Origin of the sequence: Peribacillus sp. V2I11, from assembly GCF_030817135.1 — a bacterium.
GTDB lineage: Bacteria > Bacillota > Bacilli > Bacillales > DSM-1321 > Peribacillus > Peribacillus simplex.
The window spans coordinates 889294-903623 of sequence record NZ_JAUSYW010000001.1 but is presented as its reverse complement, the minus strand read 5'-3'; the positions used below and the strand labels follow the sequence as shown (position 1 = coordinate 903623).

Genomic DNA, 14330 nt, shown 5'->3' with positions numbered 1-14330 from the left:
TATTCAGTCCCCTTCCTTTTGTTTATTTAAAGTCTTTTATTATTTTTAAAAGGGATTCGGAGGCAGTCTTCGGACTATCTGCATTCATGATGGCCGATACGACTGCGGTACCGGATAGCCCGCTATTAGAAAGAGCGGAAATGTTATCGGCAGTGATACCCCCGATGGCTACGGCGGGAATTGATACGCTTCGGCAAATTTCCTCCAGATCCCCAATTGCCATATGAGTTGCATCTTGTTTGGTCTTGGTAGGGAAAACGGAACCGACTCCGATATAGTCTGCTCCATTTCGTTCGGCTTCAAGAGCTTCTTCAAGAGTGGAGACAGATACACCGATAATCATATCTTCAGGAACCATTTGTTTGACGACGGGCAGTGGAAGGTCATCTTGCCCAATATGAATTCCGTCCGCTGCAACCGCAAGTGCTATATCCACCCGGTCATTGATGATAAGGGGAATGGACAGCTCGTTCAATAACTGTTTTAATGCAGAAGCTTTTTTATAAAAGGAGAGTGAGGAATTATTTTTCTCTCTAAGTTGTACGATCGAGACTCCTCCTGAAACAGATTCTACAATGATTTTGGTCAATTTTTCCAATGCTATGGACTCTTCCGTAACTAAATACAGGCTTAAATCAATTTGGGACTTCTTCATTTATTTTCACCTCATGCATCCAGATTTCCTTATCCATTCTTGATATTGCATCGATTAATCGCACACGAAACGTTCCTGTTCCTTCATCTTTTTGAAGGTTTGCAGCAGCTAGTTCCCCTGAAATGCTCATGGTTGAGATACCGGCAATTGCCGCAGAATAGAAATCGTCAGTGACTCCGGAAAAAGTACCGATAAGAGCAGTGGACATGCAACCGGTACCTGTAACATTAGTTAATAGGTGGTTCCCATTGTCGATGATGGACGTATGTTTTCCATCGCTGACCGCATCCTTAGCTCCGCTGACCACGACGATACTATTCAATTTATTTGCCGCTCGTGCAGCCAGCTCTGCATTGCTAATCGCAGATTCCCCCGAATCCACCCCGCGTGTAACGGTATCCCCACCCATCAATGAAAGGATCTCACTCGCATTTCCGCGAATGATTTGGAAAGTAACCTTACTTAGGAGATCTTTGACCTGCTCTGTACGATAGGAGGTGGCACCAACTCCCACCGGGTCCAAAATGACCGGGATATCCAGGGCATTTGCCTTCTTACCGGCAATCTTCATTGCTTCCAAGGCTTTATCATCGATCGTACCGAAATTCAGTACCAATGCATCTGCTAATTTGACCATATCCGCCACTTCTCTTGGGCTCGATGTCATTACTGGTGAACCACCGATGGCAAGGGTGGCATTTGCACAGTCGTTGACTGTAACAAAGTTGGTGATTTGGTGAACGAGTGGTTTTCTTTCTTTTACTTTCACGAATAAATCGGCTGCAGAAACCTTCATTTTAAGTCACTCCGTTCTTTTTTTGAAAATGCATGAAAATGATGGACAGGTCCATGACCTTTACCAATTGAAAAGCTATTTCGTATCGCTTCAGAAATATAGGTCTTGGCCTGTTCGATCGATACCTGCAATGGCAGTCCATTTGCCAGGTTTGATGTAATGGCGGATGATAGGGTACAGCCCGTACCATGAGTGTTTTTTGTATGAATACGCTCTCCCTTGATCCATTGGAAGTCAGTCCCGTCATAAAAAAGATCATTTGGATTTCCTGTTGCATGGCCTCCTTTAAGTAAAACGGCTTTGGGACCCATTTCTTGTATCGAAATGCATGCCCTGTAGAAATCTTGTTCCGTCCGAATCGACAAGCCAGTAAGTACTTCCGCTTCCGGTACATTTGGGGTTACAAGTGTTGCTAGCGGAAGCAAATCCATTTTTAAGGCAGAGACAGCTTTTTCGTCGAGCAAATGGTGGCCGCTTTTGGAAATCATGACAGGGTCAAGGATAACGATGGCAGGCATGAAGGTTTTAAGGGACGCAGCGACAGTTTCCACTATTTCTTTTGATCCAAGCATGCCTATTTTTACTGCATCGACCGGAATATCTTCAAAGATAGCAGCAATTTGATCTGATATGATAGCTGTTTCAATTGGCTGTACTGAACGGACTTCCATTGTATTTTGTGCGGTTACGGCTGTGATGGCAGACATCCCAAAGACCCCATGTGCAGAAAATGTTTTTAAATCCGCTTGTATTCCAGCACCGCCCCCTGAATCAGAGCCTGCGATGGTTAATGCTGTTTTCATAAAAAAACCCCTTCATATAATTATTTTTTAGAAGTATTTTAAGTAATATGAAAGCTAAAATCGCACCTGCGAATGAACTGAGCATAAAAGCCGGTAAAAAACCAAAAAGAGCAGCTTTTTCTCCCAATAGGAGGATGGCAAGTGGATAACAGGCTAGGGAACCGAGAATGCCGGTCCCAATCACTTCCCCAAAACAAGCGAATTTTAAGCTTTGTGTTTTTCGATAAAGGATGGCAGCTAAAAGTGCCCCGATCATGCTGCCGGGAAAGGCGAAAATTGAACCGGTACCAGACATGTTTCTAATGATGGAAACTAAAAAAGCTTGTGTCACAGCATAAGCAGGCCCCAATAGGACGGCCGTCAGGACATTTGCCAAATGCTGAATAGGAAAGACCTTTGCAAATCCTGTTGGGATGAAAATAAATGAACTGGTCAGCGTCGTTATAGCCGTGATCATGGCAGTCAACGTCAGTTTCTTGATAGGATTCATCATCATGTCAACATCCTACAGCGGCCAATCCTGCTCATTTTGAACCATATCCCAGAATAAATATTCATATCGGGAAGTAACCAAAAAGTGCTTTTCTAATCTAAGAAGCTCCTTTTCTGGCATGCCTTCCGTCAACTCTTCCAACAAAGCGATCAGCCACTTGTGTGCTTCCCCGAATTCAGGAGATGAATAGGACCTTATCCAATCTGCATAGCGATTGTTTTCCAACGCTGCTCCATTTTGTTCTTTTAATAGCAAACCGATTTCATAATAATCCCAAGCGCAGGGCAGGAGACAGGCGATCAAATCTGCCAAGGTCCCATGCTGAGCTGCATTTAGCATGTAACCTGTATAGGCTAGAGTGGTTGGAGTGGGCTCTGTATCTTCCAATTCCTTGGAACTGATTCCGAATTCGGAAGCATAATGCCGATGAATATCCATTTCCACTTGAAGGGTTTCATTTAAAATACTTGCAAACTTTGCCATGGTTTCGATGTCATGAGCTTTGATGACACCTAAAGCAAAGAGCTTGGAATAATCCATGAGATAGATATAGTCCTGCTTCAGGTAATAGGCAAATTTCTCTTCAGGAAGCGTGCCGTTTCCAATTGCCTGGACAAAGGGATGAGAATGGTTCCTTTTCCAAATCTCTTTTGCCCGCGCATGTAGTCTATCACTGAATGTTTCTAATTTAATATTCTCCATTGTTCATCCTCCTTTAGAATGGATCCCCTTGTTAATAAAAAACCCCGTTCCTGAATACGGAACGGGGTAGATGGATATAGCCTGTAAATGGACGATATCATCCACTTCCCTCCGCCGGTATAAGCCGGTTCAGGTTCAAAGGGTCCGGAACTAATTCCATCTCAGTCTTAAAAAAAAACTCCCCTAGTGGTGTGAATTGTATGTAATTACTGACATCATATCAGAAAGACAAGAAAATGCAACCGGTAATTGAAAGAGAGATCACTTTGTGTCCAGGAAAAAAGGGAGAACCAGGTAATTGACTTTTGATGATTATTAAGATAAAATCATGTCTACATCATTTATATATCGAATTCTTATCCAGAGAGGTGGAGGGACTTGGCCCAAAGAAACCTCGGCAGCGGACCCGTTATGGGAACTGTGCTAAATCCAACAAGCATATGCTTGGGAGATAAGAAGAGCCGTACGGACACTGTCAGCCTCTTCTTGAATTAGAAGGGGCTTTTATTTTTGGGAAATAACGTTTAGTGACATAATAGAAAAGGTATATATAATTTGGTGAAAATCAAACAAGTTGATAAAGTTTAGCTAACTAGAAGCTGGCTCAAGGATGACTAGGAAAGGAGCCATTTACATGGCAGAATTATTTAAGAGGATTGAACAGAGGAAGGCAATGCTTATTGAAGAGTTATTGGCCAATGGAGTATACAAAACCTCTGATGAAAGGCACCTTTATGATGCCCCATTAAAAGTACTTGAAGATGAATATAAAATTGTTATAAATAGACATAATAACGAGTCACCTTCTGAATGGATGACATAGTAAGCGATGGACTATATTTTGGGTTCTTGTATTAGGGATATGATGTAAGCATTCGCAGTCTACACTAGTGGGTGCTTTTTTTGCGTTTAATAGAAAGTGACACAAAATATACATAATATAAGAATAAATAGGTGTTTTGTCACATTTACCCTATAAAATAACACATTTAATTTCTGGAAAATAGTTGATTTTAACTAGTAGTTTCATTATGATGAAAGTGTAAAAATATTGAATAAATGGGGGGTGCTATAATGCTTTGCCGCAAGGTAACTATAGAAAAAGTAGAAGAGAAGAGACAAGAGATGCTCAAATTGGCCGCGATTTACGGCTTAACAAGTCTGCTGACTGTTCAAGCCAGTCAAGAATTGGATACGCTATTAAATGCGTTAACAAGTAAAAGAGATTCTGAATATTTTTCCCTCCAGAAAGCATATAGGTATTTTTAAATTAGTCAATTTGACCTCGATTAATCTAAAAAAAGCTACTGCTCAAGGCAATAGCTCTAAAGAATTATTTTAAATATCGACACGTTTACCAAGAATGATCAAATCCCGCTCAATGCCATCCAGCTCGGCAACCTGGGGTAAATGAGCCCATTCTTCAAACCCGAATTTGGAAAAAAGCTTAAGGCTTGGTGTATTGTGGGCGAAAATGAAACCCAATAGAGTCTTAACACCTAATTTTGGACTCATTTCAATTGCCTTTTGAATCGAAATTTGTCCGATTCCTTTTCCCCGGAAATAATCATCAATATAAATGCTGATTTCGGCAGTGGAATTATATGCCGGTCGGCCATAGAAGGATTGAAAGCTCATCCATCCTGCAGTATTCCCTTCTATAGTAATGATATATAGCGGTCGGCTTTCCGAATGATGTTCCTCAAACCATTTAACCCTCGATTGGACGGATACAGGTTCCGTATCTGCCGTGACCATTCTTGAAGCAATTGTCGAATTATATATTTCAACAATTCTGGGTAGATCAGATAGTTCTGCCACTCTAAACTCTATGTGCTCTTCCATGATTTAAACTCCTAACTATCATTTATTCAATCACGAGAATGAAGGGTTATCCCGTTTTTTGTTAAGGGACGGTGAATGACACCCAATCCATTGAAAGTTTTATATTATCATACACTCCTTACTCTTTATCTGACAATTCTTTTTTGTATGTTAAGACTGCGGATTTTTTGGGTATGTAAGATTAAATACTTCTAGTAAAAAGACAAGAGGGGAACTAAATGAAAAAATTGGCAGGGTTATTGATTGCTGTACTAGTTATATGTTTTGCTGCATATGAATTTCAGGCCTCGGAGTCGGAAGATGTGCAAAGGGTGATGGCTTTTGGAGATTCGTTAACCTATGGAAAAGGGGATAAGGACGGTGAAGGATATATAGAAGGCCTGGAGGATGAATTGAATAATCCGGAATCGGAACAAAAAGTGAGTTTTTGGAATTACGGAATAAAAGGCCAGGAAACGGATGGGGTGATGAAACAGCTTGATGATTACCGCATTAAAACGAAACTTGATGAAGCCGATACTTTCATCGTTTATATTGGAACGAATGACTTGATCAATAGTAACGGAGGGGACTTGGAGAAAATAAGTGTCCGAAAAATCAATGAGGGTAAACGGGAGTATATCAGCCATCTGAATATGATTACATCAACACTGTTGGAGGCAAACGGTAAAGCTGATATTCTGGTAGTGGGACTATATAACCCAATTAAAGGTAATCAAAAACTTGAAAAGCACATTCGCAATTATAACCAGTCAATAAAGGGAATAGCGGATAAAGATAAAAGGATGTTATTCATTCCTACGAATGATCTTTTTGAAGATAAAAAGAAAACAGAGTATTTCAGTGATAAGTTACATCCGAATGAAAAAGGGTATCAGCTCATTGCGAATCGGGTTTTGGAAAGTTATGATTTCAAATGAAAGCAAAAATGCACAGGAAAGCTTTCTGTGCATTTTTGCCTGTTAAGTCGCTAGGAATTTAATATGGCTTTTAGTTGAGGGAACTGCAAGTCATGGAGCTGCTTGTATCTGCCGTCGTTTTGCAATAATTGTTCATGTGTTCCTTTTTCATGAACCTGCCCTTTTTCCAGAACGATAATTTGATCGGCATCATGAATGGTTGATATACGATGTGCAATGACTATAGAAGTGCGGTTTATCAATAAACGTGACAATGCTTCCTGGATCAAATGTTCGGATTCTGTATCCAAGGCCGCCGTTGCTTCATCGAGAATGATGATTTGCGGATTTTTCAAAAGTGCCCTGGCAATGGCAATACGCTGTTTTTGTCCACCTGAAAGCTTGACTCCGCGCTCTCCGATTTGTGAATCATAACCATCAGGAAAGGCACTGATAAAGTCATGCGCATTTGCCGCTTTGGCTGATTGGATGATTTCATCATCTGTAGCATCAAGTTTGCCATATACGATGTTATCACGGATTGAACCGTTGAATAAAATGATATCCTGGGAAACAATTCCTATTTGTCCCCGTAATGATTTCAGTGACACATCTTTGATATCATGACCATCCATTTTAATTTTTTCCATCTTGCGGATCATAAAATCGAATCAAAAGGCTCGTGATGGTCGATTTTCCTGCGCCAGAGGAGCCGACCAGAGCGGTTACTTGACCAGCTTTCATGGTCAGGTTTAGATTGCTGATTACAGGAACACTCTCATCATAAGCAAAATCAACACATTGAAAATCAATTTGCTTTTTTATGGAGGGGAGTTCAATGGCATTTCCCTTGTCACCTATTTCAGGTTGTGTTTCCAATATTTCAGTTATCCTTTCAAAGGCGGCGGATGATTGCTGGACAATGCTGATGACCCGGCTAAAATTGCGAACGGGACTCTGAAGTAACCTCAAATAGGCGAGGAAGGCCACGATTAATCCTATTGTGAATTCACCTTCCATCACTTGCCAAGCCCCGAACACAATGACTGCTACAAGACCGATATTGTTCAATAAATCAATAATCGGACCGAACATGGAACGTAGCCGAACAGACTTAATGTTGGCAGCCATATTTTCCTGATTACGCTCCGCAAACCGCCTTGATTCGAATTCTTCATTTGTAAAAGATTGAATGAGCCGCATTCCCGAAATGGAATCCTGTAACTGGTTGCTGACATCTCCGGCTGAACTTTGCACAGACCTAAATGACATCCTGATGCGTTTCCCAAATACCCTTGTGATATAGAACATGAAAGGGAATGTAAAAAGGAGGACAATGGTCAGCTTCCAGTTAATGAAAAGCATATATACCGCCACGGCAATGAAAGTCACCGTGTCAGTCAAGACTTGAAGCATGCTCGAAGAGATGAGCTGCTGCAGTAAATTGACATCATTGGTCAACCGGGACATTAAGTCACCAGTACGGTTTTTATCAAAGAATTTCATATCCAGTGTTTGAATATGGTCATACATGCTATTCCGTATATCCATAATAGCTGTTTGACCGACCTTGGAAACGATATAGCTGTTAAAGCAGTTCAGTAAAGCCAATAAGATGGTAGCAAAAAGAATTCCTGCGCCAATCCAGATTAACGAGTCATATCTTTTTTCGGGAATGATTTTATCAATCGTAAACTGCGTCAACTGGGGGATGGAGAACTCAAGCAATGAAATGAAAAGTATGATACATAAAACCAAAGTGCAAAACTTCCATTTGGATGGGACCCGATTGAACATTTGTTTGAGCATCAACCATATGCTTCCTTTTGAGGGTATTGCATGCATGGCATTGCGGCCTTTGTGGCTGAATGGAATATGTCCTCCACTCATAGCGATCACTCCTATTTAGGTCCTTGATGAATTTTGAAAGTCATTTGAATTAGGTGAATTTTACCTTAATGACTATCATAGAGCTTTTCAAAAAATAGACAACTTTTAATCGGTTCGTTTCTGTCAAAAAGTATTATTATTTTACACTTTCCTATAGGACATGGAATAATTATAGGAGATTAGGGAGGCTTATAAGAGGAGATTCTAAAAATGAATGAAAATGAAAAAATCAGGGAAGAACTTTTACATGCGGTCAACGGACTATCGGATGAACAGCTGAATGCCCATCCTGAAACAGGACGATGGAGCATCATTCAGGTATTGGATCATTTATATTTAATGGAGAGGGCCATAACAAAGAGCATTTCCGATAAATTGAAAAGCGACGATAGGATTCCTGCTGCGGATAAACCGATCGAGCTTACTTTAAATCGTGAAGTGAAGGTCCAGGCCCCGCCATTTGTCATTCCGTCAGAATCATACCAAACTTTGAGTGAAGTTAAGGATAAGTTGTCTGAATCCCGAAAAGCTTTTGTACAGGTCGTTGACCATGCAAAGGAAATTGATCTCGAACAAAAGTCTTTTCCACACCCTTTATTTAAAGATTTAAGCTTGAAGCAATGGATCCCGTTCGTGGGACTACATGAAAAACGGCATTTATTGCAAATTGAAGAATTGAAAAAAAAGTTATAATAGAAGAAAAACTCATCCGTCTTTGGTTGAGTTTTTCACTTTCAGACAGTTATTCGTAAAGGAAGGGTTTTTCAGTGAAAGCCACTTGGGTAAGGACATGTTTGCTATTGGTTTTTCTCGGATTGTTGCTTGGGCTCTTGTTCAAATATATACTTCCGCCAGATCTGGATGAAATCGAACTGACTGACGAGCTCAATCCGATCGTCGCCGAAAAAAAAGACGAGCTCATTCAACAGGCTAATGACAAAGGCATCCCGGTGATCATTACGGCAGGGTTCCGGTCTTTAGCTGAGCAAAATGAACTCTATGAAAAGGGCCGAACAGGCTCGGGGAACATCGTAACGAATGCAAGAGGTGGCGAGTCGCTGCATAATTTCGGTTTGGCGATAGATTTTGCCCTCCTTAACAAACAAGGCGAGGCCATTTGGGATATGCGTTATGACGGCAACGATAATGGAAAGTCGGATTGGATGGAAGTCGTGACCATCGCTAAAGGGTTAGGTTTTGATTGGGGAGGGGATTGGGCAGGGTTCAAGGATTATCCGCATTTACAAATGACATTTGGCTTGAGCCTGCGTGAGCTGCAACAAGGCAAGCGGCCAAAAGGGTAGTGAAAGTGGGTGGCTTCATTATAAATCGCATAATTTTGACTAAAAGCAGGAAAATAAGCATGTGAATTGCTTTACAGGTAAGAATTCGATAAAGTGAACTAGTGAGAAATCAGACATAAAGGAGTGCAGTCACCATGGAAGAAATAAAACATTGCCGGGACTCTTTGGTCATAAAAACAAGCCTTGTCCTCCCCCCGGATACAAATAATATTGGTACGATGTTCGGAGGCAAATTAATGGCATACATTGATGATGTAGCGGCTATATCAGCCATGCGTCATGCGCGAAGCAACGTCGTTACTGCATCAACTGATTCTGTCGATTTCCTGCACCCTATTCACGAAGGAAATGCAGTTTGCCTTGAAAGCTTCGTGACTTATACGGGCAGAACATCAATGGAAATCATCGTAAAGGTGATTGCAGAGGACTTAGTTACAGGAGATCGGAATTTATGCGTCATTTCCTTCTTGACATTTGTTGCCATTAATGAAGAAGGTAAACCAATTCCGGTTCCGCGTTTGGTTCCGGAAACAGAGATGGAAATGAATTTAAATGAATCAGCAAAACAACGGGCCCAAATAAGGAAAAAAAGAAGGGAAGATACACAGTTCATTGCAAGTACTTTCGGTGTGAAACTGCCATGGACAGATCAATCAAAGCCAGGATTATATAAATAAGATACGCATCCCTTCTGCTGTTCTTAATAATGATGAAGACCAAATTCATTGTGATTTGGTCTTTTATTCATCGCCAGGGGTTTTCGGAAAAAAACAGTACTCTCATGTATTGGGTTCTTTCAGCGATGATATTATCCATATGGGAAAGAAACGTGAAAAGACGCTTGGATAAGTCCAAGCGTCTTTCTTGTTAAGTTTGATCAAATACGCCTTTTAGTCATCGCTTGCTAAAATACCAAAGAAGCGCATGATGTTAATGAATAGGTTAATGAAATCAAGATATAGATTCAAGGCCATTAGCGGTACTTCTTCGGCTGTTACCCCGTAATGCTTCATTCGATTGAAATCATATAAAATATAACCACTGAAAACTAAAATCCCAATAAATGAAAAGACCAGCATGGCTGTAGAGCTTAATGGAGAGAAAATGTTGAAAATGCTAATGACGACTAAAGCTAATAAGGCAGCAAATAACATTCCTCTCAAGAAAGAAAGGTCTCTTTTGGTGGTTGTGGCATAAACCGCCAGTCCTCCAAATACGACTGTCGTCGTAACACCTGCCAGGATCACCACATTTGCCCCTGCAGCGGCCAGGTAGTGTGCAATGATCGGATAGGTCGTAATTCCAGAAATCAACGTGAAACTATACAAAAATGTGTAACCGATGGCTTTTTTCCTCCGCAATATGAATGCCCCAATCAACATGGCGATCTCTAGTATCGCTAAAGGAAGAAACAAGGATGGCGGAACAAGAGTGCCGAGAGCCATCCCTAAAACGGAAACAGCAAGTGATAAAGCGAACGTCCGCATGACGGACGGCATATATGTTTGTACAGTTTGTGAATACATTCAATCACCTCATCATTTATTTTCTACCGTTTTCTACGAATCTGTTTTAAAAAGGTTTCATTGCATTTAATGAAAATTAGGTGTTTTTTTTAAAGTATTGAAATATATATGAAGTAATTACCTTTTTTATGATATTCTTACAAATATACTAACTTTTCTGAAATATTAAAATAATTAACTTCGAACCATTCTGCAGTACGTAAAACGACAGGATCAATAAATAGGTATGAACTTTAAAATAGTTATCTTGAAATAATAAAATTAAAATTGTTGGTTCTTTACAATTAATCGGACTTCAAAACTTTACTGTATAACAGTTATAAAGGAAACGATTTTTCATTGCAGAAAATTATTCCTAAAGTTATAAAATATGAAAAAAATGTGATTATTTTCTATAAAAACTATTGTATAATTGTAAAAAAATGATTAAAATTTTAAATGATTATCAGAAGATTAATTATTTTCCCGATAAAATTGTTTAGGGGGAGCAAGGATGAAGAAAGCTATTTTACAAATAGAAAACCTAACTACCTCATTTCGGATCGGTAACAAATATCATGCAGCAGTGGATGATGTTTCGTTCACGGTGAATGAAAATGAAATTGTAGCAGTTGTTGGAGAATCAGGTTGTGGAAAGAGTGCATTGGCCTTATCTATCATGCAATTACATAATAAGCAGAGAACGAAATCCCAAGGCAACATCAAATATAAAAGGTCAAAATCTACTAAAGTTGAATGATGTGCAAATGAATAAAGTCCGTGGTAAGGAATTGGGTATGATATTCCAGGAACCTTTAACGGCTTTGAACCCGCTCATGACCATCGGAAAACAGATCGAGGAGAATCTTGATTACCATACTGAACTCTCCAGTGCTGAAAAAAAGAACAGGACGATCGAACTTTTGACACAAGTGGGAATTCCATACCCTGAACGGACGTACAAGCAATATCCGCATGAGCTATCGGGCGGAATGCGGCAAAGGGCAATGATCTCGATTGCCATTGCTTGCAATCCTGCACTGGTCATTGCCGATGAACCCACGACGGCACTGGATGTTACGATTCAAGCGCAAATACTTGATCTGCTGAAAGATATCCAAAGCAGGACAAAAATGGGGATCATCTTAATTACACATGATCTGAGCGTCGTAGCAGAGGTCGCTGACAGGATCGTTGTCATGTATGCAGGTCAGGTAGTGGAAACGGGAAGTGTTAAAGAGATATTCAACAATCCGCTGCATCCATATACCAGGTCGTTATTGAATTCGATTCCTTCGGCTGCAAATGAGAAAAATCGTTTGCATGTTATCGAGGGAATCGTTCCATCGATAGCGAAAATGGATCGGATAGGATGCCGCTTCCAAGATAGGATCCCTTGGATACCTAAACATGCGCATGAAGAGACACCCCGACTTCACGAAGTGGGCAACGATCATTTTGTGCGCTGTACCTGCTATAAAGAATTTTATTTTCAAGCTGAAGGAGATGCATCGGCCCATGACATTACTCAAATTAGATAATCTGAAAGTGCATTTTCCAATAAGGGGCGGTTTTTTTAGAAGGGTGGTCGATCACGTAAAGGCCGTGGACGGTGTTTCCTTTGAGTTGCAGCAAGGGGAAACATATGGTTTGGTCGGGGAATCCGGAAGCGGCAAGTCCACGACAGGCAAGGCAGTGGTAAAACTGAATGAGGTGACATCCGGACAAATCCTGTTTGAAGGAAGGGATTTGGCATCTTTAAGTAGAAAAGAAATTAAGCCATTCAGAAAAGATATCCAAATGATTTTCCAAGACCCGTATTCATCATTGAATCCCAAGAAGAGGGTACTGGACATCATTGCCGAACCGCTGAGGAACTTCGAACGGTTATCCCCTTCACAGGAAAAGAAAATCGTACAGGACTTCTTGGACAAAGTCGGACTGAGTCCGGAATCGATTCACAAGTATCCTCATGAATTTTCAGGGGGGCAGCGCCAGCGGATTGGGATTGCCCGATCATTGACATTGAAACCAAAACTGATCATTGCGGATGAACCGGTGTCAGCACTGGATGTTTCCGTTCAGGCACAGGTATTGAATTTTCTTCAGGATCTTCAACAGGAGTTCAATTTGACTTATTTATTTGTCGGGCATGATTTAGGGGTAATCCGGCATATGTGTGACCGGATGGGTGTTATGTATCGCGGTAGATTGGTAGAGGAAGGTAAAAGCGAGGAAATCTATGAAAATCCCCAACATATATACACGAAGCGCCTGATTGCCGCCATTCCGGATTTAGAGCCGGAAGTTCGCGAAGATAAAGTGCAGCTTAGAAAAAAACTCACCTCAGAATATGAGTCTACCTACTCAAAATATTTCGATGAGAATGGACGTGCTTACGATTTGAAGCCAATCTCGCCGACACATAGGGTCGCATTACAATAAGGAGGTGGAAGGAATATGTGGAAGTTTATCCTAAGACGATTATTAGTAATGATTCCGCAGCTCTTTTTATTGAGCATCATCGTTTTCATGATGGCAAAAGCAATGCCGGGAGATGCACTGTCAGGCCAGGAAATCAATCCTAGGGCCAATCCAGCCGAGCTTGATAGGATCAGGGAGGAACTGGGTTTGAATGACCCTTGGTACCAACAATATATAAGGTGGGCATCCAATGCAGTACAGGGGGATTTCGGTATTTCCTATACACATAAGACGCCCGTTATGGATGTGATCGAAGACAGGCTTTGGAACACGGTGTTCCTGGCGTTGGTCACGCTGATCTTTACATATATGCTTGCTATTCCCTTAGGCATACTTAGCGGAAGGTATAACGATACCTGGGTGGATAAAACCGTTACGGGTTATAGCTATGTAGGGTTTGGCACGCCGATTTTCATTTTTGCTTTAATCATGTTATTCGTTTTCGGATTTGCCCTGGATTGGTTCCCGTCTGGGGGCAGTGTCGATTCAAAAGTGGATGAAGGAACATTCGCCTATGTTGTAAGCAAGATCAATCATTTGATTTTACCAGCTTTAAGTACAGCTTTAATTGCAACAACAAGTACGATCCAATATTTGCGAAATGAAATCATCGATAATAAAATCAAGGATTTCGTAAGGACAGCGCGTTCGAAGGGAGTTCCTGAATCAAAAGTATATTCACGGCATATCCTGAGAAATTCCTTTTTACCGATAGCAGCATTCTTAGGTTATGAAATTACTGGATTGGTCGGCGGTGCGGTCATAATCGAGACCATTTTCAGTTATCCGGGACTTGGGCAGCTTTTCCTTAGTTCAGTCAGTCTGCGGGATTTCAGCGTTGTCACGGCCATCGTCATGATGACGGGATTTGCCACTCTGCTTGGCACTCTTCTTTCGGACATCATACTTAGTGCGGTCGATCCGCGCATACGGATAGAATAGGAGCGGGGTGAG

Annotated in this window: 17 protein-coding genes, 1 pseudogene and 2 riboswitches; of the genes and pseudogenes, 9 read left to right on the top strand and 9 right to left on the bottom strand. The window is 41.0% G+C overall.

The window, feature by feature from the left end; translation table 11 throughout:
- Positions 1-22 precede the first annotated feature (22 nt).
- The 5 genes from thiE to tenA are packed head-to-tail and all read right to left on the bottom strand — an operon-like array spanning position 23 to position 3449.
- Complete coding sequence (thiE, locus tag QFZ73_RS04350) at positions 23-655, bottom strand: thiamine phosphate synthase (RefSeq protein ID WP_251431155.1); 633 nt, start codon at positions 653-655, stop codon at positions 23-25.
- Entirely contained in the window at positions 636-1451 is an 816-nt protein-coding gene (gene thiM / locus QFZ73_RS04345; RefSeq protein WP_307263399.1) for a hydroxyethylthiazole kinase, read from the bottom strand. Before thiM ends, thiE begins: the two co-directional genes overlap by 20 nt.
- Positions 1448-2254 carry a bifunctional hydroxymethylpyrimidine kinase/phosphomethylpyrimidine kinase gene (gene thiD / locus QFZ73_RS04340; protein ID WP_307263397.1) on the bottom strand — a complete coding sequence of 269 codons (807 nt, stop codon included), beginning with the start codon at positions 2252-2254 and terminating at the stop codon, positions 1448-1450. Before thiD ends, thiM begins: the two co-directional genes overlap by 4 nt.
- Entirely contained in the window at positions 2223-2744 is a 522-nt protein-coding gene (gene thiW, locus QFZ73_RS04335) for an energy coupling factor transporter S component ThiW (protein WP_251431337.1), read from the bottom strand. The genes thiD and thiW overlap by 32 nt, the downstream gene beginning before the upstream one ends.
- A 15-nt stretch (positions 2745-2759) precedes the next feature.
- Positions 2760-3449 (bottom strand): thiaminase II, encoded by a 690-nt coding sequence (gene tenA / locus QFZ73_RS04330; RefSeq protein ID WP_307263394.1) that lies wholly within the window; start codon positions 3447-3449, stop codon positions 2760-2762.
- Positions 3450-3538: 89 nt separating this feature from the next.
- Positions 3539-3644, bottom strand: a riboswitch (TPP riboswitch).
- A gap of 158 nt (positions 3645-3802) precedes the next feature.
- Positions 3803-3907: riboswitch (SAM riboswitch) on the top strand.
- A 176-nt stretch (positions 3908-4083) separates the two neighbouring features.
- On the opposite strand from tenA, the gene QFZ73_RS04325 reads away from it, so the two are divergent.
- Both QFZ73_RS04325 and QFZ73_RS04320 read left to right on the top strand, forming a co-directional pair.
- The gene (locus QFZ73_RS04325; RefSeq protein ID WP_251431143.1) at positions 4084-4272 is read left to right on the top strand and encodes a Fur-regulated basic protein FbpA; all 189 of its coding nucleotides are present in this window, start codon (positions 4084-4086) and stop codon (positions 4270-4272) included.
- A gap of 251 nt (positions 4273-4523) precedes the next feature.
- Positions 4524-4718, top strand: a complete 195-nt coding sequence (locus tag QFZ73_RS04320) for an aspartyl-phosphate phosphatase Spo0E family protein (protein WP_251431140.1) — start codon at positions 4524-4526, stop codon at positions 4716-4718.
- Between the two features lie 69 nt (positions 4719-4787).
- Here the strand turns inward: QFZ73_RS04320 and QFZ73_RS04315 are convergent, their stop codons facing one another.
- On the bottom strand, positions 4788-5294 hold the full coding sequence (locus QFZ73_RS04315) for a GNAT family N-acetyltransferase (protein WP_307263387.1): 507 nt from the start codon (positions 5292-5294) through the stop codon (positions 4788-4790).
- Positions 5295-5512: 218 nt separating this feature from the next.
- Here QFZ73_RS04315 and QFZ73_RS04310 point away from each other — a divergent pair, with 218 nt between their 5' ends.
- Positions 5513-6214 (top strand): GDSL-type esterase/lipase family protein, encoded by a 702-nt coding sequence (locus QFZ73_RS04310; RefSeq protein ID WP_307263383.1) that lies wholly within the window; start codon positions 5513-5515, stop codon positions 6212-6214.
- 50 nt (positions 6215-6264) lie between these two features.
- Here the strand turns inward: QFZ73_RS04310 and QFZ73_RS04305 are convergent, their stop codons facing one another.
- Both QFZ73_RS04305 and QFZ73_RS04300 read right to left on the bottom strand, forming a co-directional pair.
- On the bottom strand, positions 6265-6843 hold the full coding sequence (locus QFZ73_RS04305; protein WP_307263380.1) for an ABC transporter ATP-binding protein: 579 nt from the start codon (positions 6841-6843) through the stop codon (positions 6265-6267).
- Positions 6830-8083, bottom strand: coding sequence for an ABC transporter ATP-binding protein (locus QFZ73_RS04300; RefSeq protein ID WP_307263376.1), 1254 nt, complete (start codon positions 8081-8083; stop codon positions 6830-6832). The genes QFZ73_RS04305 and QFZ73_RS04300 overlap by 14 nt, the downstream gene beginning before the upstream one ends.
- Positions 8084-8293: 210 nt before the next feature.
- Here QFZ73_RS04300 and QFZ73_RS04295 point away from each other — a divergent pair, with 210 nt between their 5' ends.
- The 3 genes from QFZ73_RS04295 to QFZ73_RS04285 all read left to right on the top strand — a co-directional run bounded on the left by QFZ73_RS04295 (position 8294) and on the right by QFZ73_RS04285 (position 10064).
- Positions 8294-8776 carry a DinB family protein gene (locus QFZ73_RS04295; RefSeq protein ID WP_307263373.1) on the top strand — a complete coding sequence of 161 codons (483 nt, stop codon included), beginning with the start codon at positions 8294-8296 and terminating at the stop codon, positions 8774-8776.
- A gap of 74 nt (positions 8777-8850) precedes the next feature.
- Positions 8851-9387 (top strand): M15 family metallopeptidase, encoded by a 537-nt coding sequence (locus tag QFZ73_RS04290; RefSeq protein WP_307263371.1) that lies wholly within the window; start codon positions 8851-8853, stop codon positions 9385-9387.
- 134 nt (positions 9388-9521) lie between these two features.
- Positions 9522-10064: an acyl-CoA thioesterase gene (locus tag QFZ73_RS04285; RefSeq protein ID WP_063232074.1), complete on the top strand. Its 543-nt coding sequence runs from the start codon at positions 9522-9524 to the stop codon at positions 10062-10064.
- 213 nt (positions 10065-10277) lie between these two features.
- On the opposite strand, the gene QFZ73_RS04280 is transcribed toward QFZ73_RS04285, so the two are convergent.
- A complete protein-coding gene (locus tag QFZ73_RS04280; RefSeq protein ID WP_251431124.1) occupies positions 10278-10913 on the bottom strand; it encodes a Bax inhibitor-1/YccA family protein in 636 nt (211 codons plus the stop codon).
- 493 nt (positions 10914-11406) lie between these two features.
- On the opposite strand from QFZ73_RS04280, the pseudogene QFZ73_RS04275 reads away from it, so the two are divergent.
- From QFZ73_RS04275 to opp4B, 3 genes and pseudogenes are all read left to right on the top strand, one after another.
- A pseudogene (locus tag QFZ73_RS04275) lies at positions 11407-12433 on the top strand (ABC transporter ATP-binding protein).
- Positions 12411-13337 (top strand): ABC transporter ATP-binding protein, encoded by a 927-nt coding sequence (locus QFZ73_RS04270; RefSeq protein WP_307263364.1) that lies wholly within the window; start codon positions 12411-12413, stop codon positions 13335-13337. The pseudogene QFZ73_RS04275 and the gene QFZ73_RS04270 overlap by 23 nt, the downstream one beginning before the upstream one ends.
- Positions 13338-13352: 15 nt before the next feature.
- Positions 13353-14318, top strand: coding sequence for an oligopeptide ABC transporter permease (gene opp4B / locus QFZ73_RS04265; protein ID WP_251431115.1), 966 nt, complete (start codon positions 13353-13355; stop codon positions 14316-14318).
- Positions 14319-14330: the final 12 nt, after the last annotated feature.